The sequence below is a fragment of the Flavobacterium litorale genome (assembly GCF_019613795.1).
GTDB lineage: Bacteria > Bacteroidota > Bacteroidia > Flavobacteriales > Flavobacteriaceae > Flavobacterium > Flavobacterium litorale.
In genome coordinates this window covers 1,072,193-1,098,613 of record NZ_CP080429.1, presented here as the reverse complement: position 1 = coordinate 1,098,613, position 26,421 = coordinate 1,072,193, and the positions used below count along the sequence as shown (strand labels likewise).

General features: G+C 36.8%; 16 protein-coding genes. 12 read left to right on the top strand and 4 right to left on the bottom strand.

Annotated features, from left to right (window positions below):
• The first annotated feature begins 60 nt into the window (after positions 1 to 60).
• The 7 genes from bioB (at position 61) to K1I41_RS04850 (ending at position 11,877) form a co-directional block, all read left to right on the top strand.
• The gene (gene bioB, locus K1I41_RS04880; RefSeq protein WP_220641563.1) at positions 61 to 1,143 is read left to right on the top strand and encodes a biotin synthase BioB; all 1,083 of its coding nucleotides are present in this window, start codon (positions 61 to 63) and stop codon (positions 1,141 to 1,143) included.
• Between the two features lie 226 nt (positions 1,144 to 1,369).
• Positions 1,370 to 2,305, top strand: coding sequence for a PorP/SprF family type IX secretion system membrane protein (locus tag K1I41_RS04875; protein WP_220641562.1), 936 nt, complete (start codon positions 1,370 to 1,372; stop codon positions 2,303 to 2,305).
• Positions 2,306 to 2,330: 25 nt separating this feature from the next.
• A complete protein-coding gene (locus K1I41_RS04870; protein ID WP_220641561.1) occupies positions 2,331 to 4,202 on the top strand; it encodes an OmpA family protein in 1,872 nt (623 codons plus the stop codon).
• Between the two features lie 73 nt (positions 4,203 to 4,275).
• Positions 4,276 to 4,497, top strand: a complete 222-nt coding sequence (locus tag K1I41_RS04865) for a hypothetical protein (protein ID WP_220641560.1) — start codon at positions 4,276 to 4,278, stop codon at positions 4,495 to 4,497.
• A 60-nt stretch (positions 4,498 to 4,557) separates the two neighbouring features.
• Positions 4,558 to 5,028, top strand: coding sequence for a regulatory protein RecX (locus K1I41_RS04860; RefSeq protein ID WP_255566967.1), 471 nt, complete (start codon positions 4,558 to 4,560; stop codon positions 5,026 to 5,028).
• Between the two features lie 89 nt (positions 5,029 to 5,117).
• Positions 5,118 to 6,962: a tetratricopeptide repeat protein gene (locus K1I41_RS04855; RefSeq protein WP_220641559.1), complete on the top strand. Its 1,845-nt coding sequence runs from the start codon at positions 5,118 to 5,120 to the stop codon at positions 6,960 to 6,962.
• A gap of 697 nt (positions 6,963 to 7,659) precedes the next feature.
• Positions 7,660 to 11,877: a RemA C-terminal-like gliding motility protein gene (locus K1I41_RS04850; RefSeq protein WP_220641558.1), complete on the top strand. Its 4,218-nt coding sequence runs from the start codon at positions 7,660 to 7,662 to the stop codon at positions 11,875 to 11,877.
• Between the two features lie 589 nt (positions 11,878 to 12,466).
• Here K1I41_RS04850 and K1I41_RS04845 read toward each other — a convergent pair.
• The gene (locus K1I41_RS04845) at positions 12,467 to 13,096 is read right to left on the bottom strand and encodes a CatA-like O-acetyltransferase (protein WP_220641557.1); all 630 of its coding nucleotides are present in this window, start codon (positions 13,094 to 13,096) and stop codon (positions 12,467 to 12,469) included.
• Positions 13,097 to 13,224: 128 nt separating this feature from the next.
• Entirely contained in the window at positions 13,225 to 15,357 is a 2,133-nt protein-coding gene (gene metG, locus K1I41_RS04840) for a methionine--tRNA ligase (protein ID WP_220641556.1), read from the bottom strand.
• A gap of 136 nt (positions 15,358 to 15,493) precedes the next feature.
• Here metG and K1I41_RS04835 point away from each other — a divergent pair, with 136 nt between their 5' ends.
• The 3 genes from K1I41_RS04835 to K1I41_RS04825 all read left to right on the top strand — a co-directional run bounded on the left by K1I41_RS04835 (position 15,494) and on the right by K1I41_RS04825 (position 17,709).
• On the top strand, positions 15,494 to 16,393 hold the full coding sequence (locus K1I41_RS04835; RefSeq protein ID WP_220641555.1) for a S66 peptidase family protein: 900 nt from the start codon (positions 15,494 to 15,496) through the stop codon (positions 16,391 to 16,393).
• Positions 16,393 to 16,752, top strand: a complete 360-nt coding sequence (locus K1I41_RS04830; protein ID WP_220641554.1) for a YraN family protein — start codon at positions 16,393 to 16,395, stop codon at positions 16,750 to 16,752. Before K1I41_RS04835 ends, K1I41_RS04830 begins: the two co-directional genes overlap by 1 nt.
• Positions 16,753 to 17,049: 297 nt before the next feature.
• Positions 17,050 to 17,709, top strand: a complete 660-nt coding sequence (locus K1I41_RS04825) for an aspartate kinase (RefSeq protein ID WP_220641553.1) — start codon at positions 17,050 to 17,052, stop codon at positions 17,707 to 17,709.
• A 64-nt stretch (positions 17,710 to 17,773) separates the two neighbouring features.
• Here K1I41_RS04825 and mfd read toward each other — a convergent pair whose 3' ends face one another.
• Positions 17,774 to 21,133, bottom strand: a complete 3,360-nt coding sequence (gene mfd, locus K1I41_RS04820; protein WP_220641552.1) for a transcription-repair coupling factor — start codon at positions 21,131 to 21,133, stop codon at positions 17,774 to 17,776.
• Between the two features lie 35 nt (positions 21,134 to 21,168).
• Positions 21,169 to 21,822, bottom strand: a complete 654-nt coding sequence (locus K1I41_RS04815) for a hypothetical protein (protein ID WP_220641551.1) — start codon at positions 21,820 to 21,822, stop codon at positions 21,169 to 21,171.
• A gap of 233 nt (positions 21,823 to 22,055) precedes the next feature.
• Between K1I41_RS04815 and K1I41_RS04810 the strand changes: the two genes are divergently transcribed.
• Together K1I41_RS04810 and K1I41_RS04805 are read left to right on the top strand one after the other, a co-directional pair.
• Positions 22,056 to 23,003, top strand: a complete 948-nt coding sequence (locus K1I41_RS04810; RefSeq protein ID WP_220641550.1) for an L-threonine 3-dehydrogenase — start codon at positions 22,056 to 22,058, stop codon at positions 23,001 to 23,003.
• A 409-nt stretch (positions 23,004 to 23,412) separates the two neighbouring features.
• Positions 23,413 to 26,421, top strand: a complete 3,009-nt coding sequence (locus tag K1I41_RS04805) for a sensor histidine kinase (protein ID WP_220641549.1) — start codon at positions 23,413 to 23,415, stop codon at positions 26,419 to 26,421.

Here is a 26,421-nt window from a genome sequence, read left to right as displayed (position 1 = left end):
AGCACTTCGGTACATTAACGGAAATTGTTACTTTTGGGGCAATAATAAATGCATTACCAAATGACTAAGAGGCACGATTGGACTAAGGAGGAGATTATAGCCCTATACAACAAACCATTAATGGAGCTGCTATACGAAGCAGCAACAATACACAGGCAACACCATGACCCTAATGTAGTACAAGTATCTACACTACTATCTATAAAAACAGGAGGTTGCCCCGAAGATTGTGGGTATTGTCCGCAAGCAGCCCGTTACCATACCGATATTGAGGGCAACGACCTCATGACGGTACAGCAGGTAAAAGCGCAAGCATTACGTGCCAAATCAGGAGGCTCATCGCGTGTTTGTATGGGTGCTGCATGGCGAAATGTTAAGGACGGACCAGAGTTTGACCAAGTGTTAGAGATGGTACGTACCATTAACAAACTAGATATGGAGGTATGTTGTACATTAGGTATGATTACCGAAAACCAAGCAAAACGCCTTGCCGAAGCTGGTTTGTACGCCTATAATCATAATTTAGATACATCGGAAGAATATTATAAGGAAGTAATTTCTACACGAGGTTATGAGGATCGCCTAGCAACTATAGATAATGTACGTAAAACAAACGTTACCGTATGTAGTGGTGGTATTATAGGTATGGGCGAAAGTACCGAGGACAGGGTAGGAATGCTTGTTGCCTTAGCATCGTTAAACCCACAGCCCGAATCGGTACCTATTAATGCGTTAGTAGCGGTAGAGGGTACACCCATGGAGGAAGAAAAACCTGTTGAAATTTGGGACATGATACGCATGGTAGCTACTACACGTATTGTAATGCCCGAAACACAAGTACGCCTATCGGCAGGAAGAACGCAAATGACACGCGAAGGGCAGGCAATGTGCTTTTTTGCGGGGGCTAACTCCATATTTGCTGGAGATAAGTTGCTAACAACACCCAACCCTGACGTGAATGAGGACATGAAGATGTTTGAAACACTAGGTATGATACCGCAAAAACCATTTACCAAAGTTTCGCAACCCAAAACGGTAGAAGCTGCGGATTCTGAATACCAATCGTTAGGCGAAAAACCACGATGGACACGACCAGTACACACTATTGAGCGTAACCTCGAAGCTTCGGGCAAAAAAGTATAAACAGAGTTCACAATATAAAAAGCCTCTTACTACTAGTAGTAAGAGGCTTTTTTGCGCCTATACATTATTAAATTATCACATATTAAGTGAATTTTATGAAAACTTTAAACAGAATATACTGAATAGTACAAAAATAATTATCTTTAGCCATTGCAAAACCTAGCATCTTACCAAATTAGTTGCTAAGTGCATATCCGTTTGCCCTCAACATAAACGTTATACACACATGAAAAAAATTTACTTAGCCGCCTTAGTAGCCCTTTGGGGCATAGGCGAAGCCACGGCGCAGCAAGACCCGCACTACACACAGTACATGTACAACATGAACGTGATTAACCCAGCCTATGCGGGTTCTAAAGAAAATCTTGCCTTCGGACTTTTATATCGTGCCCAGTGGGTGGATGTAGATGGTGCTCCTAATACGGGTACTTTCTCGGGCCACACACCTGTGGGTAAAAATGTAGGACTGGGTCTATCGGCTATTGTTGATGAGATTGGTCCGGTTCAGGAAACTAATGTTTATGCTGACTTTTCGTATACGCTAAAACTAGGGGGTGAACACCGCTTGGCTTTTGGGGTAAAGGCAGGGGCTACCTTCCACGATGTGGGGCTCTTTAGTGAAATTGGTAATGGTTTTGTACCTGCACCGGATGATCCTGCTTTTAGCGAGAACGTAAACGAAACGTATTTTAATGTTGGGGCAGGGTTCTTTTACTACACGGATAATTACTATGTAGCTTTATCGGTTCCGAACATGCTTGAGGCCAAACACCTTGATGTAACGGATAATGGTACGGCCTATGAGTTTGGTTCGGAAACCCAGCACTACTTCTTAACGGGGGGGTATGTATTCCAGCTTTCTCCTAATACCAAGATGAAGCCTTCGTTTATGTTGAAGTCGTCTTTTGATGTGGCGCCTTCGATTGATGGTTCGTTGAACTTCTTGTTCTTTGAGAAGTTTGAGATTGGGGCTACTTACCGACTGGATGATAGTTTTGGGGGGATGGTGAATTATGCTATTACTCCGAATTTACGTATTGGATATGCTTATGATCATATTATATCGGATTTGGATGTTACTACGCCATCTTCGCATGAGATTATGCTGCTATTTGATGTAAACTTCCCTAAAAAAGTATCCCGTTCACCGCGTTATTTCTAAATCAATCGTATATAAAAACAGCAACATGAAAAAATTGTGTTTTACACTAAGCCTGCTATTAACCGTTATAACGATTAATGCACAAAATAAAGATACTAAAGCTGCCGATGAGCTTTTTGGTAGGTTTGAGTATGTAGACGCCGCCGAAGCCTACCTAAAACTTACCAAAAAAGGTAAAGACCCTTATGTGTATAAGCAACTTGCCGATAGTTATTACAATATTTTTAATACTACCGAGGCAGCAAAATGGTATGCCAAAGCAACAGAAACCGAACAAGATGCCGAAACCTACTACCGTTATGCACAAATGCTAAAGGCAGAAGGCAACTATGAGGAAGCCAACAAGCAAATGCAAAAATTTGCCAAAAAAGCACCAAAAGACCAACGGGCTATTATTTTTAATAAAGACCCTAATTACCTACCAAAATTAAGAAACCAAACAAAACTGTTTGATGAGAAGTTATTGGATATTAACGATAAAAAAAGTGCTGATTTTGGAGCAGTACTAGCCAACGATGGTATACTCTATTTTACCAGTGCACGTAACACCGCACGCAGAAAATACGGACGTAACGAAGAGCCCTATCTAGATATTTATACCGCAACCTATGATGATAAAACGGGTAAAATAAGTGAGCCTGAAGAGCTAAGTGATATTAACACCAAATGGCACGATGGCCCAGTAGCAGTTACTGCCGACGGTAATACTATGTATTTTGCTAGTGAAAGTTTTATGAAGGGCGAATTTGATAAAGAGAGTTCGGCAAAACAACGTACAGGGCTTATTTATTTATTTGTTGCTAAAAAAATAGATGGCAAATGGGGCAACGTTAAGCCTGTAACGTTTAACAGCAATAGCTGGAGTACAGGTAACCCAGCTATTAGCAGAGATGGTAAAACATTGTACTTTACCTCTAACCGAAAAGGCTCTATAGGTAATACCGATATTTGGAAAGTAGCCGTAAAAGGCTTTAATAGCTTTGGCGAACCTGAAAACTTAGGCAAACAGGTAAATACAGAGGGTAAAGAAACATTCCCGTACATTACTGATGATGATAAACTCTACTTCTCATCGGACGGGCATAAAGGCTTTGGAGGGCTCGATATTTTTATGATAGATCTTGCCAACGGTGGCGAAACTACTAATGTGGGCGCACCTGTAAACTCACCACAAGACGATTTTTCGTTTAGTTACAATAACGAGAGATATATCGGTTTCTTCTCAAGCAATCGTAAAGGAAAAGATAATATGTACATGGCAATCCCAGTATGTGGCGTAGAGGCTGTGGTACAGGTAAAAGATGCCAATACTGGCAACCCATTAGCATTGGCTAAAGTGGCAATACTAGATGATAAGCAAAATGTTATCGAAACGCGTACTACAGATAAAAATGGTAAACTCGTATATAATGTAGATTGTGAAAGAACATATTCCTTAATGGCATCGGCAGTAGGGTACGAAGCTAGTATGCTACGTATTGAGAAAACACGTAACCCAAAAGTGGATATTGTAGCGAACCTAAAACCAATTGGTAGTCTTATTGTAGACGGTAAAGTGGCATTAAGCGATATTTATTTTGAGTACAATAAAAGTAACATGACGCCTGAGGCTGCTTTTGAGCTAGACAAACTTGTTGAAGCCATGAAAGGAGACCCTAACATGGTAATTATGGTAAAAGCACATACCGATAATCGTGGTAGTGATGTATATAACATGAATCTATCCAACCAACGTGCAAAAGCTACAGTACAATATGTAATATCCAGAGGGATTAGCAAAGACCGTATATCAGGCAAAGGCTATGGCGAAAGTGAGTTAAAAATAGATTGTGGTGATGATTGCACTGAAGAGCAACACGCCGTTAACCGCCGTACCGAATTTATTATAGTACAATAATTTTTTTGTAATACTGTTAAAAAAGCAGCCCATATGGGCTGCTTTTTTATTTTTGTTATTAGTACCTATTTTAATGTTGACACTAAACAAGTACAATAAATGGGCTGCCTGTAAAAAATGGAATCTTAATTATATTAAAGAAATTGCAGGAAACAATATTGTTCCGTTGTATGATGACAAACCCGTATCGTACAAAGATGGCTTTAATGATGCGCACACCAAGATGAAGCTAGGGAACTATGTTAATTACTATAACAAGAACTTACCAATTACAACGTATTTTTATATAACTTAATAAAAAACTAAACCTACCTTTATAGTATTTTATAATAACGTTAATCCAAAAACAGGACTATTGTACAAATCATACACCGTAGCCGAAGCACAAAAAAAACTAGAACAATACTGTGCCTACCAAGAGCGTTGCCATGAGGAAGTGATGCAAAAGCTAAGAAGCTTAAACATGATACCCGAAGCTATTGATGTTATTATAGGGCATTTAATTACAAATAATTACCTAAATGAAGAACGTTTTGCACGCAGTTTTGCACGTGGTAGGTTTCGGATAAAACACTGGGGGAAAATACGTATTGTTAGAGAGTTAAAGGCAAGGCACATATCTGCCTACAACATTAAGGCAGCATTACAGGAAATTGATGATGATGAATACCTCACTGCTTTTAACGACCTTGCCGAAAAGCAATGGAACTCTATTAGAGAGAGTAATCTCTTGAAGAAGAAGAAAAAACTGCATGACTTTTTGATGCGAAAGGGTTTCGAAAATCAGCTCATATATGATAAAATAGCAGCGTTAACCAACAATTAATCCATATTGTTGGCACGTTTTACCTTTTTCGTTCATATTTTTGCTAAATTGCTATACTACATGGTTTATAAAATAGATTTTACTTTGCTATGGTTAAACTACTCCTCCCCCTACTATTACTCACCACTGTTAGTGGTTTTTCTCAAAAACAAGATTACGATTTTGAAGTTGCAGAGAGAGACGCACGCAAAATTATATACACCTCGCCTAGTAGTGCACTTGCAATTGTAAAGCAAACACTCGCACAAAAAAACATTCCACACGATACCATTTGGGGCAATACCTATAATCTATACGGGATGTACTATGGGATGACGGGGAAATCCGATTCTTGTATATACTACGTTAAAAAATCATTGCCCTATCTGGAAAAGTATCCCAAAAACCGCATGCGTAGTTTAATGAACTTATGCATTGGTTACAGGCATAAGGGAGAGTACAATAAATCGTTATACCACCTAAAAGAAGCGCTTGAACTTAGTAAAAAGCTAAACGATAAAGTTTCGTTAGCAAAAGTGTATGGCGAAATGGCTTCCAACTACAACTATAGGTTGGAGTATGATAAATCGGTAAACTATTTATTAAAAGGTATCGAGGCATTAAAAACAGAAGATAGCCCATCAAACCTAGTTGCCATTAAACAAAAACTTGCCAATACTTATTTGGCAATGGAAAATTATGAGTTTGCTGCCGATTTGTATAAGGAAACCATTAAAGGCTTTAAGGAAGCAGGTATGGATAAAAACTATTACCTGACTTATGTAAACCTCTCCGAAGCCTATATACGGCTAAAGCGATACAGCGAAGCTAAAGAAGCAATACAAAAAGCCATTCCAGGACTGGAAAAATTTGGAGACATGGGGTTAATAGGTATTGCTTACAGCAAACTAGCCATGATTGAGTATAAAGAGGGAAATAACGAAAAATCGATACAAGCCTATCAAAAAGCATTCGATAAACTTATTGAGAGCAAATCGACACGGATTTTGAGAATTGGGGGCGAATACATTAATGTACTTAATGAAGAAAAGCAATACAGTAAAGCACTTAAGGTAATAGCACGTGCAGAGCCTTACAGAGAAACAGTATACGCTAACATTCAGGACAGGATGGTGTATGTAGAGGCAATAGCCGATACCTACAGCCAAACAGGTAATACACAAAAAGCTTTTACAGAGTATAGAAATACGATTGCCATAAAAGATTCTATTTCCGATATTACTACAGAGGCTGCTGTTAAAGAAATACAAGCCAAATTCCAGACCGAACTACAGCGTGAGAAAAATATAGCATTAGAAACTAAAAACGAAGCATTAGAGCGGGATTTCGAAAATAACAGAACCATAATGCTATTATACTTTTTTGTAAGTATAGGAGCTATAATAATGATTTTGGCTTTTTTAAGAAGCTACTGGCTTAAAACAAAGCTGCAGAAAGAACAATTAAAAAGTGTTGAAACCGAAAATGAGTTGATAAAGCAGCAGCATAAATACGAGCAAGAGTTTACCAACGCACAGAAAGAAATAATAAACGAAAAGCAACGAGAACTTACTGCTGCAACATTACAAATGGCTAATTATCAGGATAGCATAAAAACAATTCTTGACAAATGTAAGACGGAGAATATAACAACGTCTGAGCTTAAAAAAGAGTTACAACAACTATTAAAGCAGAAAGATTACTGGAAACAGTTTGAAACACGATTTAATAGTTTGCACCCAGAATTTGAGAAAACCTTGAGTGATAAATTTCCGAAACTTACCAAAAATGATGTTGAATTCTGTTCGCTACTAAAATTAAATCTTACCAATAAGGAAATTGCTTCACTACTTCAAATATCGCACGAAAGTACGATAACGAAGAAGTATCGTATTAAAAAGAAAATGGAGATTAAAGACGATACGGAATTTGAAAAATTACTTTTAGAAATTTAATTTCACGAATTAAGCCACAAAGCAAAAAACCAAGTTTATAATCTTCTTTTTACCGTTAAAATGCACCTATTACCGTTAAAATGCACCTATTACCGTTAAACGGCAAAAAATTACCGTTGAACGACACATAAATAGTAATTATCGAAAACCAAAACCAAAACCACTATTGCTACGTAAATTTGACCTGTAGATGAGTTATAAAATACGTTTTGTCTATAGTTTGTCTATAATATGTTTGATATTATTTAACCAAGTGTTCGTTTACTTTGTAAAGTGAAAATTAGAGATTGAATAAGAGGGATAAGAAAAATCTATATCACTATATAACAATAGTATCAGAAATTAAAAAACAATAATATAAAGCGGTATACATTTGCAGTGTATTTGAAACCAAGCACAATAAATTAAATGGATTTTAAGAAGGATTTAACAACCATAAACATGTTGCTTTTTCCAAATATATTAACAAAGGTTTCAGAACAAAATTAAAACATCATTAAAAAAACAACAAATATTACATAAATAATTAAATATTAGCTTTTTAAGAAGCATAAAATAAACAAAATAACATTTAAAAATAAAGCAAATTTTAACATTTAAAATTTTTAACATTCAAATTAAATGTCATACTTTTGCAAACGCAACCAAAAAATAGTTATGCCCCCCATAACTACCTAAATTTAAATTAATTACTAGAATGAAAAAGTCACTACTTTTACTCATGCTATTGCCTATTATTGGCTTTGCACAAAACGCTTCAGAACTACTTGTAAGATGGGAAGGAACCCGAATTAACTGGAGTAATCCTTCAACTCAACCGATGTATTACAACTCATCGTCAGGATCATTAACCTCCAATGGAGATATTACAGCTGGAAACGCTTCAGGTTCAGGAATATCTTTTAACTCTGGCGAATATTACACTGGATTCAGAGGAACAGGATGGGATCATTCAAATAATCCTAACTACAATAAGTACTTTGAATTTACTCTAACAGCAAATAGTGGAAAACAGATCGAAGTAAAAAATCTAGAATTCGACTATAAGGGCTACTGCAAACATTTTAAAGTTGTTTACCAAAAGTCTTCTACAGGAACACCTTCAGACAATAGTTTTTATACTGCTTCTGTATTAACTACCGTTACTAATGCTAATAGTAACAATATCCAAAAAAATGTAAGCCTTACATTTCCTAGCAATTATCAAGTATTGGCTGGAGAAACTTTATACATTAGAATTTATGGCTACAAAGTTAAACAGAACAATAACAAATGGTTTTTAGTACATAACAACCAACAAAACAATGTAGCCAATGCTAACAGTGTAGGGCCAGCTATATATGGTGTTATCTCTAATTATAGTAGCACATTAACAGCTGTAGATGATAGCTACTCTGTTAATATAAATAATAGTGGTGTATTTGATGTTTTAAATAACGACATAGCTGGTAATAGTGCTATTAATTACATCACACTAGCAAGCCCTGCTTCAAACGGTACTGCGCAAGTTAACGGAGACAACACTATTACTTATACTCCATCATCTGGATATGCTGGTAACGATTCTTTCACTTATACCATTGGTAATGGTACTGATCCGAACGATACAGCTACTGTAACTGTAGCAGTACAAGGAACTACACCAGTAGGTCCATTAAACGGAACATATTACGTAGGTAATAACGGGCACTTCTCTACTATAACATCAGCAGTAGAGCACCTTAATGCTAACGGCGTATCGGGTCCAGTAACTTTTTTACTTAACGATGCACTTTACAATAACGATTCAGGAGAAGTATTCCCTATAACAATAAACAGCTATTCAGGAAGCTCTGCCGTAAACACTGTCACATTTAAGCCAAATACTGGTGTAAATGCTAGCGTAGAATCAAATAATATTAATGGTTACACAGGAGTACCTGCAGTTTTTAAACTTAATGGTGCTGACAATATCATCTTTGATGGAAGCAACCAAACAAACGGAACTACCCGAAATCTTACTATAAATAACAAAGATGACGTTGATTATGTAGATAGAGCTGTTATTTGGATTGCTTCGAATGGATCGAATGGTGCAAAAAACAACGTAATCAAATATTGCAACATAAGACAAGCAAATAAGAATAGTTCTGGTCGCTTCACTTTTGGTGTATATTCAGGAGGAAATTCAATTAATTCTAGTAATGGAATTGATATTGATAGCAATACTCCTACGAATGCTGCAGCAACGGCTAACAATGCTAATATAAACGTTACTAACAACGATTTTACAAATGTAAAACAAGGTGTTTACATTAATGGAGGTAGTAGCCCAAGAACAACAGGAGTAGTAATTCACCAAAACGATTTAGGTGTTGAAAATAATACTGAAACAATAATTCAGCCTACATATTTATCAAATGTAAATGGATTTGAATTTACTGAAAACTTTATATACAACCTATATCGTGACAACAACTCTGGCAATTTAATATCATCAGGAATCTACGTTGAAAATAACACAACAAATGGATTTATCCTTAAAAATGATATGAAAGACTTTACGAAGTTAACAACAGATGCTAACAGTTTTGCAGGTATCATTTTAGCCTCTACAAACAATAACAGCAATATATTAGTTGCTAACAACTTTGTACTAAACGTGGCAGGAAACAATAACGGTGGGCTTACGGGTAATGGTTATGGTATCTCTGTATTAGATGGCGGAGATTATAAAATATACCACAATACTGTAGTGTTAAATACTGCTCAAAGTGGTAATGGACAAGGATACTCTGCAGCACTTCGTGTATCATCAGGAGTTAACTTAGATGTTAGAAACAATATTTTTGTAAACAACCAAACCAACACAAATACACGTAGATGTAGTATTTTGGTTGACGGTGATATGTCGATGTTCTCTTACCTAGATTATAACAATTTATTTTCAGCAGACAAGATAGGCTATACAGGTAATAACCCAACGTTTGCTAACGATTCTGGATACCAGACTACATTATCAGGATGGCAATCAGCATCAGGAAAAGACACTAATTCAATAAACGAGTCACCAGTATTTGTATCAGCTTCAGACCTACACTTAGACCCATCAAACAATGATAGCTTTAATAACTTAGGTACGCCTTTAGCAGATGTAGTTAAAGATATCGACGGGCAGTTAAGAAATACTACTACCCCAGATATGGGTGCTGATGAGTTTGGACCTATTGTGGCACCAGAACCCGAAACAGGAGAAGGTATATACTGCGATAGTAGTGTTACTTGGAATGGTACAGCATGGGTTGGTGGTAGTCCAACAGCTGATACGGATGTAATTTTCTCAGGAGATTACACCCAAAATGGAAGTACACTATATGCTTGTTCTATATTTGTAATAGATGGTGCTAACGTAGTTTTCGAAAATAATTCAGATGCAATTGTTACAAATATTGTTAGCGTAGAAGAAGGTTCGTCACTTACATTTGAAAGCAGCTGTAACTTAATACAAATAGAAAACGTACAAAACGACGGTACTGTTACGATAAAGAGAAACAGTTCTAAGATTAAAAGACTTGACTACACTATATGGTCATCACCAGTAGCAGGTACTCAAACATTATTAGACTTTTCACCACAAACAATAACAAACCGTTTTTACAGCTTTGCTACTGCAGATAATTTATTCTTCTCAATAACTGACCCTGCAAGTACAACTTTTGATAAAGGTAAAGGATACTTAATACGTGTAGCTAACAATCATTCTGATACTGTACCAACAGTATACAACGGAGAATTTGAAGGCACGCCTAACAACGGAAACGTTAGAGTAGCTATGGAACACAGCAACGGAGACCAAAGCTATAACATAGTAGGTAACCCATACCCATCACCAATAAACATAACTAAATTTATTGATGGAAATATTGATACTATTGACGGTACGATATGGGTTTGGAGAAAAACAAACGATGCAACAAAAACAACATACTGTGTAATGAACAAGTTAGGTTATGTTGCTAACGATGCACCAGGTGGTGGCGGTGTAAACGGAGATGGCGGAAACGATTTGATAGCTGACCCATTTAGTATTATAGAAGAAGGAGTGCTAAATACTGGACAAGGATTTTTTGTAAGAGCATTAAATGATAACGACCTTGTATTTAGAAACAACATGCGTGAGGACACTAACTATGACAACTTCTTCCGTTCACAGCAAGAAACTACAGCTCAGGTAACAACTACTAACTCAACAAGCCGTTACTGGATTAATGTAGTAACAGAAGATGAGTCTACATTCTCTCAAATGCTTGTAGCACACTCTAGCCTAACTACAGATGGGTATGATAACGGATATGATGGTAGATCGTTCCTTGATGGTGGTGTTAGCTTATACACAATACTAGAAGGTGCTACCGAAGAAGAGAATATAAACCTTGCAATCCAGTCGAGAAAAGCATTCGACGCTAACGCAAGTGTAAGAGTAGGGTTTGAAACAGAAATAGCTGGTAGTTTTAAGATTACGATAGACCACATGGATGGTATATTTGAAGAAGGACAATCCATATACCTTATTGATAGAGTAACTAATACTACACACGAACTTACAAGTAGCGATTATACTTTTGACTCTGAAATAGGTACATTCGACAACAGATTTGAGATTGTTTACACTACCGAAGTACTTAGTACAGAAGTACCACAACTTACTAAGGATGATGTTGTAGTATTCCAAAACAATAAACAATTATCTGTAAACGCTACACAAAACATGGAGTCTGTAGTAATATATGACCTACTTGGTAAAGTAATATACCAAAACACTAAAGTAGATAGTACTGAGTTTACTACAACACTAAACATACAACAACAAGTAGCTATAGTTATGATAACACTTGAAAACAACCAAGTTGTTTCTAAAAAAATTATGGTAAACTAATTGTAAACCAATAAAAGTTCCGCTGATAAAACAGCGGAACTTTAAAAAATATTCCTGTAAATAGCTTTTTCTCTTAGCTCATTAAAGTTAAAGCTTACACGATAATTATAATGATTCAGGTCATTATAAGTTTTAGTAATTTTTTAGTTGGATGTAAGGTCTCCCAGTGGTTATACTATTGGGAGATTTTACGTTATTATAATCCAGCGGGGTTATTTAGCAGCAGAATACTATTTTGATTAACAATAGTATAAAAATAAATACGTTATTTTTATTGACTAGTGCACTTTTTTAAAAAAGTAGTAGTATATTTGCTACACAATAACGAACATTTTGCAATATGTGATAGATTTAAATTATGATTTATCAATTATTAATGTTCTGTTGTAAAAATTGAAGTCTAGCGTTCTATATATAGTAACAACAGGTAATTATCTTAAAGCTATAAATAGCTTTAAATAATTTCGAAGAAAATTATGGTGGATTAGTCTATCGTAATTGTTTAGTAATTTTTTAGTTGGATGGATCCCCGGTGCAAACCGGGGTTCTTACTTTATAGGAATATCTGCAAACTAAATACTACCCCTCCCTAAACTTCATTTAAATTTTGCTGTAGCAATTCAAAAAATTGCCCAACATGGTAGCCATCCATAAGCGCATGGTGTGCATTTACCGATACTGGCATTGTTTTATATCTATTAGATTCTGTTATTTTACCTACAGATATTTTAGGACAACTATCGGGAAAAGTAAAACTACGCGCATGAGAAAGCGAGGTAAAATTAACCCATGGCAGTGCTGAAAAATGGATAATATTATCGGTATTAAAAGACCTCGTAAATAAGCCTGGTGTGTTTTGGACTCTAATTATTTCTTCTTTAGCTTTTTCTTGAAATATTTTAAAATTAGGATGAAAAGTGAACAGTGAGAATCCGAAAGTGTTATCATCGCGCATTACAGTAGGTGATGCATCTATACTATCGTAAATGAGTACCTCATCGTTAGAGATTCGGTACCGAAATGCCTCGATTTCGTTAACGGTAGTTATAATCTTATGCAAATAGTAAAGATAGAACGAAAAGTTATACTCCTTAGCATTTGCATAGGCATGGGTAACATCTATATTAGCAACCGTTCCGAAAAAGGGTTCTTCAAACTTTTTAAAAAACTCAAAATGTTCACGGCGTGCCCATTCATCTATATTAAGTTTAGTATACATATTTTAAATTAATTATGGTATAAAAAATTACCACTACAAATGGGCTAATTATAGCACAGCAACATGGCTGCTACTAATACGCTCACTTGTAATGGCAAAGTTTACAATGGTTATTATTGTATTGTTGTTTAGCTTATCATTTCGCCATTAGCTACGCCATCAGTATCAGGGTTTACAAATACTAGTTTTCCTTGTTTATCCTCTGTCATTAATATCATCCCTTGGCTTTCTACACCGCGTAATTTACGTGGAGCCAAGTTAACCAATACGGTAACACGTTTTCCTATTATAGCCTCGGGTTTAAAATGTGCTGCAATACCGCTTACTATAGTTCGAACATCAATACCCGTATCTACTTTAAGTATTAATAATTTATTGGCTTTGGGCATTTTTTCTGCCTCCAATATGGTACCTGTTCGGATATCCATTTTAGCGAAATCCTCAAAAGTGATTAGTTCTTTTTGTGGTTCAGCTTTCTTGTTTTCGGCAGCATTAGCCGTTTTTGTAGCCTCTAATTTATCTATTTGCTTTTGTATTTCCTCATCTTCAATTTTTGCAAAAAGCAACTCCGCTGCGCCTATATGATGCCCCGACGGGATTAAATCGGTAGTGGTACCCACATCTTCCCAACGGGTAACATGCGCACGAATAGCATCGTTAACACTTAATGTTTCGTCTACAATACCCATAGTTATAATAGGCTCAGGGCGTTCGTCCAGTTTAAGTATGTTTTTTAGCTTGTTTGCTGTAAAGGGTAAAAATGGCTCACTAAGTACTGCCAAAGCGGTTGCTATTTGTAGGGCTACATACATTTGGGTTTGTACACGCTCAGGGTCTTGTTTAATTACTTTCCAAGGCTCTTCGTCGGCTAAGTATTTATTCCCCAATCGGGCTAAGTTCATCAACTCCGTAAGCGCTTCTCTAAAACGGTAACGCTCTATGCTGTTTGCTATAACCGCAGGATAGGCTTTCATTTCGGCAAGTGTAGCCTCGTCAACTTCGGTATAAGTATTGGGTGCTGGTATAATGCCATCGTAATACTTGTTAGTAAGTACTACTACCCTATTAATAAAATTGCCAAATATGGCAACAAGCTCATTGTTATTACGTGCCTGAAAATCTTTCCAAGTAAAATCGTTGTCTTTTGTTTCTGGTGCGTTCGATGTTAATGTGTAACGCAATACATCTTGCTTTTCTGGAAAATCCTCTAAATATTCGTGCAGCCAAACTGCCCAGTTTTTAGATGTTGATAATTTTTTGCCTTCCAGGTTTAAAAACTCATTGGCAGGTACGTTATCGGGTAAGATATAAGAGCCTTCTGCTTTTAGCATGGCTGGAAATATAATGCAGTGAAATACTATATTATCCTTCCCAATAAAGTGTACCAATTTAGTATCATCGCTTTTCCAGTAGGATTCCCAATCTTTACCTTCACGCTCAGCCCACTCTTTGGTAGACGATATATACCCAAGCGGTGCATCAAACCAAACATAAAGCACTTTACCATCTGCACCCGCTACAGGTACAGGAATACCCCAATCGAGGTCGCGGGTTACAGCACGAGGTTTCAACCCATCGTCCAACCACGATTTTACCTGACCTAAAACGTTAGGCTTCCAGTCTTTTTTATGTTCTCCTAGTATCCACTCACGTAAAAAGGTATCGTACTCGTTTAAAGGTAAAAACCAATGCTTGGTGCTTTTTGTTATGGGTTTAGAACCTGTAATGGTAGATTTTGGGTTAATTAAATCGGTAGCATTTAATGATGATCCACATTTCTCGCATTGGTCGCCATACGCCTCTTCGTTACCACAATTTGGACAGGTACCCATTACAAAACGATCAGCAAGAAACTGATTGGCTTGCTCATCATACAATTGTTCTGTTACTTCTTCAATAAACTTACCATCATCATACATCTTCTTAAAAAATGCTGATGCTGTATCGTGATGTATTTTTGAGGAAGTACGCGAGTAATTATCAAACGATATTCCGAAATCTTCAAACGATTGTTTAATTATACCGTTATACTTATCAATAACCTCCTGCGGTGTACTACCTTCTTTTTTCGCTTTCATAGGTATCGCGGCACCATGCTCATCGCTTCCGCAGATAAACGCTACATCCTTACCTTGCAATCGTAAAAAGCGGGCATAAATATCGGCAGGAACATACACCCCTGCAAGGTGCCCTATATGTATGGGTCCGTTAGTGTACGGCAATGCCGCCGTAATGGTATATCGTTTTGGGTTCTGTATCATCGGTAAAATTTGGTTTAAGCACAAATGTACAATATAGTTGCAAAGTCGTAAAGTTGAATGTTATAAAGTTTGCACACATTTGCCAATTGCAATTATCTCTTTTTTAGTTAAGTTTGTTACTATAGCATAAAGCATTATGAAAATACCACCCTATTTACAAAAAGGCGATACTGTAGCCATAGTAGCTACAGCCCGAAAAATAGACCTTGAAACGTTACAACCTAGTATAGCGTTGCTAGAGGAATGGGGGCTTACTGTAATTATAGGGAATACCATAGGACGAGATAATAATAACCAACTAGCGGGAACTGACGAAGAGCGTGCGTCTGATTTCCAGACTATGATAGATAACCCTACTATAAAAGCGGTTTGGTGCGCCAAAGGGGGCTACGGTACGGTACGCATGGTAGAACTTGTTGATTTTACTCCGTTTAAGAAAAACCCAAAATGGATTATTGGTTTTAGCGATGTTACCGTGCTACACAGCCATATTAATGCTATGGGTATTGCTACACTACATGCCATTATGTGCTCTACAATGCCAAGCAGTACACCCAAAGCTATAGCAAGCTTAAAAGGAGCTTTGTTTGGTAAAAAAATGAGCTATAGCATAGCTCCTCACCCTTTTAATAAGCAAGGGAAAACAAATGGTGTATTGGTAGGCGGTAACTTATCGGTACTATACAGCATAATAGGTTCACGCTCTGAGATAAATTATACTAATAAAATACTTTTTGTAGAGGACCTTGATGAATATTTGTATCATATTGATCGTATGTTGATGAACGTAAAACGCAATGGTTATTTTAATAACGTAAAGGGTATTATAATAGGTGGTATGACGGATATGAACGATAACGCCATACCGTGGGGACATGATGCTTTAGAAATTATAAGAGATATTACTAAGGAGTATAACATCCCGATGTGTTTTAATTTTCCTGCGGGACACTTACCCGATAACCGAACACTAATTTTAGGACACAAAATAACCCTTGATGTAACTACCAAAGGAACAACAGTAATTTTTGAGTAATGGCAGAGCATAACGAGCTGGGTAAACTAGGTGAGGCATTAGCGGTAGAATACTTGCAAAAAAAGGAATATACTATACTGGAAACCAACTGGATTTTCCAGAAAGCCGAAATTGACATTATTGCCCAAAAAGATGGTATATTGGCTATTGTGGAGGTAAAAACCCGATCCAGTACCGATTTTGGTTTACCACAGGATTTTGTAAAACCCAAAAAAATACAATTACTAGTAAAAGCCGTAAACGAATACATATTACAGAACGATTTAGATGTAACAACGCGTTTTGATATTATTGCCATACACAAAAAAGCGAAAACGTTTGAAATAGAACATCTGGAAGATGCTTTTTTTCACTTTTAGGTTAAACAAAAAGAACCAAAAAAGTATAAAAACTTCAAAAAAATTGTAGTTGTGTAATGTTTAACAAAAAAGATAAAACCATACTACAAAACAACTTAAACCTCTAAAAATGAGCTAATAGTTACAAAAAATTACATTTTTAGGACAAAACTTAGCAATACATATTAAACAAGTAATGTGTTTGATGTGAAATAAAAATCATTTTTGTAATTTTTAGTTTGTTAAATATTTAACAGAATGTTTTACTTTGTATATTTGTTTCACTAAATAACAACTACAACTACAACCCTTTACCCTATGAAAACAATATCTTCTGTAGTAGAGCACTACATAAAGACAAAACCATTTTTGCTGAGCGCACTATCGCAAGGCATTATAAACCTTACCTCTCTTGCCCGAACCATGATGCCTGAGCTAGAGTTGGAGTTAGGAAAAGATATAAAACAAGGTGCCGTAGTCATGTCGCTCAAACGACTATCAGAAGATCTTGATTTCCGACTTAACCATAAAATTGTTAAAGTATTAAAATCCATAGGAGAAATTACGGTACGCTCATCTTTAACGGACTATACTTTTGCAGTATCCGATACCATGTTGGATAAACACGTAGAACTCATTAATAGTATTACCACTAATCCCGAAGTATTTTACACCTCATCGCGTGGCGTAAACGAAACCAATATTGTAGTTAGTTCGTCGGTAAACGACCTTGTAGAACGCCTGTTTGCAGAAGAAAAAATGGTAGAGCGCGTAGATAATTTAGCCTCTATTACAATACGATTACCTAAAGATAATATCTCTACTCCTGGAGTATATTATTACATCTTCCAGAGGTTAGCTTGGGAAGGCATTATTATAAACGAAGTTATCTCTACATCGTACGAGTTTACAATACTGGTAAGTGAAGAAGAGGTTGATGTTGCCTTTAAAGTAATAAAAGACCTTAAAAATTTATAATAAAAAAGCACTGATTTCTCAGTGCTTTTTTATTACTCAAACCCATATTCTCTATTCAGAACTTCTATTCAAATACTTTTTCCAAAAGTTGTAATGCTTTAGGTAATGTTTTTACATTATCGAAAGTTAGCAATAAGCGCAGCCCGTTTTTGGTTTGTTTCTCTTTCATACGGCTAAGGGCAGGCTGCTCTTGCACAAACTGTAATACCTTACGGAAATTTTCCGATTGGTAATAATCCGATTGTTGGTCGCCTACAAAATAACCTATCATTTTACCTTGTTTTAGTATCAGTTTTTCGATACCCATTTTGGTAGCCAGCCATTTTATGCGCATGCTAATCAGCAAAGCCTTTGCTTGTTGCGGTAAAGGTCCAAAACGGTCGGTAAGTTTTTGTTCAAACTGTTGTAAAGCCTCTTCGGTTTTAATGGCACTTAACTCGTTATACAAGTTTAGCCTTTCGGTAATGTTATTAATATAATCGTCAGGGAATAGCAGCTCAAAATCAGTATCAATTTGTATTTCCTTTACGTACTCTTTCTGTGCGGGTTGCTCGGCATCTTCGTATAAGTCTTTAAACTCGTTTTCTTTTAGCTCCTCAATAGCTTCATTCATTATTTTTTGGTAGGTATCAAAACCTATCTCATTTATAAATCCACTTTGCTCACCACCGAGTAAATCGCCCGCACCACGAATTTCAAGGTCTTTCATTGCAATGTTAAAGCCACTACCCAATTCGCTAAATTGCTCTAGTGCTTGTATGCGTTTGCGGGCATCTTCAGTCATGGCACTGTAGGGTGGTGTAATAAAATAACAGAATGCTTTTTTGTTGCTACGCCCTACCCTACCGCGCATTTGGTGCAGGTCGGATAATCCGAAGTTATTCGCATTATTAATAAAAATCGTGTTGGCATTCGGTACATCAAGCCCGCTTTCAATTATTGTGGTCGCTACCAGTACATCAAACTCGCCATCCATAAAGGCAAGCATTAATTCTTCTAGTTTTTTACCCTCCATTTGTCCGTGCCCTACGCCTACTTTAGCACCAGGTACCAAACGCTGAATCATTCCTGCTACTTCTTTAATATTTTCGATACGGTTATTGACAAAGAATACTTGTCCGCCACGCTGAATTTCGTAAGTAATAGCCTCCCGAATGGTTTCTTCATTAAAGCCTACTACATGCGTTTCTATAGGATAACGGTTGGGTGGTGGCGTAGTAATAACAGATAAATCACGTGCTGCCATTAACGAGAATTGTAGTGTTCGGGGTATGGGGGTTGCCGTTAATGTAAGTGTATCTACGTTTTTGGCAATAGTTTTTAATTTATCCTTTACGTTTACGCCAAATTTTTGTTCCTCATCTACTATCAGCAAACCTAAATCTTTAAATACCACATTTTTATTGGTAAGTTGGTGTGTACCAATAATAATATCCAGTTTGCCTTCGGCAAGGTCTTTTAAGGTTTGCGATTTTTGTTTTGCTGTACGGAAACGGTTAATATACCCAATAGTTACGGGCATATCCTTTAGCCTTTCGCTAAAGGTTTTGTAATGCTGAAACGCGAGTATGGTGGTAGGTACCAAAATGGCTACCTGCTTGCCGTTATCTACAGCTTTAAAGGCTGCTCTAATGGCTACTTCGGTTTTACCAAAACCTACATCGCCACACACCAGCCTATCCATAGGGCGTTCGCTCTCCATATCGGCTTTTACATCGCGGGTAGCCGTAACTTGGTCGGGCGTATCTTCGTATATAAACGACGATTCTAATTCTGCCTGCATATAACTGTCTGGGGCATATTGGTAACCTTTATCAAGCCTGCGTTGGGCATATAGCTTTATAAGGTTAAAGGCTATGTTTTTAACCCGTGTTTTGGTTTTTTGTTTTAAGGTTTTCCAAGCACTACTCCCTAGTTTATATATTTTGGGTGGTGCGCCGTCTTTACCATTGTATTTGGCTATTTTATGCAGCGAGTGGATGCTTACATACACAATATCGTTATCGGCGTATACCAGTTTTATTGCTTCTTGTTTTTTGCCGTCTACCTCTATTTTTTGGAGTCCGCCAAACTTACCAATACCATGGTCAATATGCGTTACATAATCGCCCACCGATAAGGAGCTTAACTCTTTTAACGTAATGGTTTGCTTTTTGGAGTAGCCATTTTTTACATTAAAGCGGTGGTAACGCTCAAAAATTTGATGATCGGTATAACAGGCAATTTGGTTTTCGGCATCAATAAACCCTTCGTATATCGGGAACACAATGGTTTTATATTGTTTCCGAATATCTTCATGATTTTCGGCATCTATGCTTTCAAAAATATCATGAAAACGTGCTGCTTGTGCCTCATTAGCACAAAAAATATAGTTTTTAAAGCCGTTTTCGTGATTTTCGTTTAGGTTGGTAAGCAGTAAATCGAACTGTTTGTTAAACGAGGGTTGGGGTTGTATATGGAATTCAAACGATGCATCGGATTTGAATACGGGTTTGGTAGCCAACTCTACTACGGTAAAATCTTGTGCTTTTTTGAGAAAAGAGGCTTGGTTTAGGAATAACTCCTCGGGGGTAGCATGTTTTATATCTTCGGATAATTTTGTAAAGGCTTCGCCTGCTTTATCAAACAGCACATCCAGTTGCCCAAGCATGGCTTCGGTATTCTGAAGAAAAAGAACGGTTTTTTCGTTAATGTAGTCCAAAAAGCTCTGCCTGCTTTCTTGCATGAATTTATTTTCGACATTCGGGATAACCGATATTTTTTTATTGATTTGGAGCGATAACTGTGTTTCTACATCAAACGTACGGATGCTATCTACTTCGTTACCGAAAAACTCAATGCGGTAGGGATTATCGTTGCTAAACGAGAAAACATCTACAATACCACCCCGTACCGAAAATTCGCCAGGTTCGGTTACAAAATCAACACGACGGAATTCGTACTCAAATAATACCTCATTAATAAAATCGATGCTTATTTGGTCGCCCGTAGCTACCTTTAGGGTGTTTTTCTCTAAATCTTTACGGGTTACTACTTTTTCAAACAATGCTTCGGCATACGATACTATTATGGCAGGTTTTCTGCGCGAATTTATACGGTTTAGCACTTCTGCGCGGAGCAATACATTGGCATTATCGGTTTCCTCTATTTGGTAGGGGCGGCGGTACGAGCCTGGATAAAACAATACATCATCTTCGCCTACTAGTTTCTCTAAATCGTTTAGGTAATAGGCCGCTTCTTCTTTATCGGTAAAAACCAATAAAAAGGGGTGTTGCCCTGCCTCAAATAACGGGTGTATGGTAAAGGATAACGATGAGCCTAGTAGCCCTTTTATATGGAGTTTATTTTCGCGTTGCTGCAGTGCCGTAGCAATTTGGTGTATTTTTGCCGACTTTTGGTATAACGCTGTTATTTCGGGTTTCAATTTTCAGTTTCAGATTTATCGTTATTCTTAAAAGGTTACCTATTGCCTGTAGGCATGTTGGTATTGGGTTTTAAATCTACCGCTTTGGGTGGCAATATAGAGGGTTGCGGGGCTGTTTCGGGGTTTGCCATACGCAAAGTATCACGGGCACGTAACATTTGTGCTTCGCCTATCTCGGTAGGAATTTCGCTTATTCTAATTAACTCATCCAATTGTGCTTGTATGGCTGCTGTTTCGTGGGCTATTTCATCTATTAAAGGGATTACCTTATCGCATTGTACGGCATTTAGGGTAATGTAGGTATATAACGATTTTGTTTTGGTATCCAGCACCGCAATACGGCTACGTACTTCAGGTTCATTAAAAAATGGTGGAATACTTGTTTTTAGGTCACCAATTTCTTTAATAAGCTTTTCGGTTTTTTGTTGGTAAGCTGTTAATATACCCGTAGGTTTTTGGTCCAACTCCGCTCTAAACTGCTTCCACTCGTTCCAATCACTAGTACGCTCTTTTACTTTTTTGGTGGGTTCTGGCACGTCAAACTGCCAGTTACTGCTTATTACTTTTAGTATAGAGTCGTTACGCTGCTCTGCTTCAAGAGCTTCAGCAAGGCGCTTTTCGTTATCATCTGCACACGATGCTAAAGCAAGGCTCAAAAAAGCGGTTAGTATAAATAAGGTATATCTCATAATGCTGTATTGGAGTACAAATTTACAAATGTTAGACCAATGTGTTGTTTATTAAAATTTAAAATCTAAAAAGGCACTCGTTACCAAGCAGTAAGCAGCAAACCATTTTAAGAATATAGCAGTCATATTAAACTAAAAATCACAATACGGCAACGTTTTGTTACGAGCAAGGCAATAAATCACATATTTCGTAATCTGAAAATAGTATATTTGTGCAATTAAACAACACAACTATGAGTACTATTTTGATTATTGGAGCCTGTGGCCAAATAGGTACGGAGCTAACCCAGAAACTGCGAAACCTGTATGGTAAAGACAATGTTATTGCATCTGACGTTAGAGAGGGCAATGCAGCGTTTGTATCATCGGGTCCTTTTGAGGTAGTTGATGCCTTAAATCGTAATCAAATAGAAAGTATTATAGATAAATATGGTGTTACTGAGGTATACCTCATGGCAGCACTACTATCGGCCACTGCCGAGAAAAATCCTGCTTTTGCGTGGGATTTAAATATGAATTCGCTTTTCCATGTTCTTAACCTAGCTAAGGAAGGAAAAATCAAGAAAATATTTTGGCCATCCAGCATTGCGGTTTTTGGTCCTACTACACCTAAAGAGGATACACCACAGTATACCGTAATGGAGCCCTCTACAGTATACGGTATCTCTAAACAGGCAGGCGAAAGATGGTGCGAATATTATAATAAAGTACATGGTGTAGATGTGCGTAGCATACGTTACCCAGGGCTTATAAGTTGGTCTGCCATGCCAGGCGGTGGTACTACCGATTATGCTGTTGCCATATACCACGAGGCACTTAGTAAGGGTAAATATACTTCTTTCCTATCAGAAGACACACGACTGCCCATGATGTATATGGACGATGCTGTACGTGCTACCATAGCCATTATGCAAGCACCTACAGAGAATATAAAAATACGTTCGTCGTACAACCTATCGGCTATGGATTTTACACCTAAAGAAATTGCCGAAGCGATTAAAGCGCATATCCCTGATTTTACAATAGATTATGTACCTGATTTTAGACAGAAAATTGCCGATAGCTGGCCAAAGAATATAGATGATAGCCATGCCCGTAACGATTGGAATTGGAAACACAAATATGATTTGAATGATATGACCACCGACATGCTAAAAAACTTACAAAGTGTTGTAGAGTAGGGCAACGAAAATACCCCTACAACAAAGCCCGATTTACCATACAGGTAAATCGGGCTTTGTTTTAAATAGCAGCAATCTTTAAAAAATTAATTTTTACGATACACCTTTAAATAAGGAAAGATGTAAACGGTATTCGCTCACATCTTTTCCGGTTATAAACCTCTAAATAACATAAAGGTAATCGGGGGGCAAAAAATTATCTTTATTAATTTAAGTCAGTTCATTAACGCATCATAAACAAAACAATATAATAACACAAATTGATGCGTTTCACACAGTTGCAAATATAATTACTGAATTTTTATTAACAACACAAAAGTTGTTTCTGTTTTGTAGAATTAATTCTACAAAAAATAGTAGTATCTTTATTCTATCTACTTTAAATTCAATTTTTCATTACAAAGCATACATGAGGTTTTTTATCCGATTATTGTTGTTACTGTTGGTTATTGGCATTGGTAAATGCCAAGCGCAAAATAGCACCTATCGTATAACCCGATACTCTGCCGATAGTAACCATTTGCCACAAAACACCGTAAAATCCATTATTAAAGATAAGTATGGCTATATGTGGCTTGCCACAGAAAATGGTTTGGTACGCTTTGATGGTAAAAACTTTAAAGTGTTTAGCTCTTTTACCAACATGCTAAATACAAAATCCGATAGGATGCATGCTTTTGGAGGTAGTATTGCTAAAGATAGTATCCTGATTAGAAATGAAGTACAGGATTACTTTTTAATCCGAAACCGAAACGTGGTTAAAGATACTATAGCACATCCTGCATTAGCAGTTCCGAAAAGAAAACATCTAAAAGGTAATGTTAAGTTTACATCATCGCTCCATTTTAGTAATACCACAGAGTTTTTTACGTTGTGCTCCAATGGAAATAGCTATGTTATAGGTGACGATAGTGTTAGAGTTTTTAATAAAAATAGAGCGCTAAAACAAGCGTTTGCTCATACTATTGTAGATTCTACACAGTTTTTTAGCATTTCGGGTAAGCTCTACGAAATGAAAACTAGCAACAACTACAACGAAATCAGGCACGATACTCTTATACATAAAACATTTGACGTACCAGATGCTAAAGGATACTGCTTTTATAAGAACGAACTTGCAAATCAGTTTTTTTTAACGGTAGGAAAAAATGTTTACGCTGTAACACACAAAAACGGAACGCTACAAACCAAGCTATTGTATAATGACTTTAATAGAAACGATAACATTATAGCCCTTTATTTTGATGCCAAAAACAACAAGCTATATATGGGTAGCGAAAATAAGGGTTTGATAGTGGCAGAGAAGCAAGACTTTAAAAAAATGGCATCGCCAATTAGGCATAAATATGGTACAGACGGGGTTTATTATGGTCTTACAAATTACGGAGGCAATAAAATAATAAGTGCAACCAATGATGTTTTTGAGAATGGTAAACATGTAGAAAACATAAATTTTGATGGAACACCCGATAGATATGCTATTGTTTTTGATGATAATGGTAATTTGTGGCGTAAAGGCTATAGCATCCTTTACAAGTACTATAAAGATTCCAACTATAAAAAATTTGATCATTGGCATATTGAGAGTAGGATAACAACAATAATTAAGGCGGTAGATGGAAAAATTTGGATTGGTACCAACCGCCCAAGAAATGGCAAGGAAATAGGCTATTTGTATGTTATAAACCCTAACGAAAAAGATGCTGCTCCTGAAATGTATATGAAGTTGAAACACGGGCTAATGTCGTTACGCAGCACCAGCAACAACGAGTTATGGGTAGGTTCACGCACAAAAATGCATAAGCTTAACATAACCCAACAAAAACTAACAGAAGTAGCAGGGTTTAACAACGCTTATATTAGAAACATGTACAGCTCCAACCCAAACGAATTATGGGTAGCTACCTATAAAAAAGGCTTGTTTTTGCACAAAGATGGTGTTACTACCAATTTCCCTGCTGATAAAAACGGCTACATACTTACAGCCAATTGCATTATTGAGGATGCAAAACAACACTTTTGGGTTACAACAAACCAAGGGCTATTTTGTGTAAGCAAACAAGATTTGTTGGATTATGCATTGGGCAAGAGGCAGAATATTTACTACCATCTTTACGATAAAGGAGCAGGGTTTGCCACAAACGAATTTAACGGTGGTTGCGAGCCCTGTGGCGTATACCTTAGTGAGGAAAGAATATTTTTCCCTTCTATGGAAGGAATTATACATTTTGAGCCAGAGGAAACTATATTAAGTTTCCCTAAAAATGATATTTTTATTGACGAAGTAAAAGTAGATACAGCAACCTTTAGCAGTACCAACCTCGTTTTGAATAGAGATTTTGAGCGTATACTATTTTACGTATCCAGCCCATACTATGGCAATAAAAATAATTTGACTATAGAAACAAAACTTACTGGACCTGTAACGCAAGACTGGACGGTACTAAACAATAATTTCATCTCGTTTTCCACACTACCACCTGGAAAATATGAACTTATTGCAAGAAAACTTTCAGGCTTCAATTCAAATTACTCCTATAAAAGTATTACATTCTCCATAACCCCAGCGTTTTGGCAAACCACGTGGTTTGTTATACTTGTTATTATAGGGGGTATACTTATTGTTGTTGGCGTTTTTAAAATAAGACTACGCTACATACGTCGTAAAAACGAATTGTTGGAGCAGCAGGTAGCTGTACGTACAACACAACTTAGTACAACAATATCGGCATTACGAAAAACAAAAGATGACCTTAGCCAACAGAATGAAAACCATATTAAGCTTATAAAAAATATTACCCACGATATAAAGAGTCCACTTAAGTTTATGGAAATAACAGGGCGGTATGTATACAATAATTTGAGTAAAGATGATAGCGTACTAAAGGAAGATGTAGAGTCCATATACACCTCGTCTTCACAACTATATCATTTTGTAGATAACTTTTTAGAATACACAAAAATGGCTGACAGTGATATGGAAATAGCTCCCTATCCGCTGCATAAAGTAATAGAGGAAAAAATTCAGTTTTTTAGTACCATTGCCAAATCGCGTAACACCATAGTAACTAACAAGGTAAGTAAGGATATAAGTATAACAACCAATAAGCACTTGCTTGCTATAGTACTACACAACTTACTGGATAACGCCATTAAACACACAAAAGGGGGCAGTATAACCTTTAACGCTACCCAAACAGCCAAAACCACCATTATAACTATAGCCGACACAGGTACAGGAATGTCTGCCGAGAAACTTGCGTATTGCAACAACCTTATAAAAGGTATAACCGATGGCACTGTTGAGAATGGCGGTATGGGACTACTAATTATAGTAGAGTTACTGGTAATAATGGGCGTAAGTATGAAAATTGATGCTACCGAAGGAAAAGGTACAACCGTTACACTTACATTATAA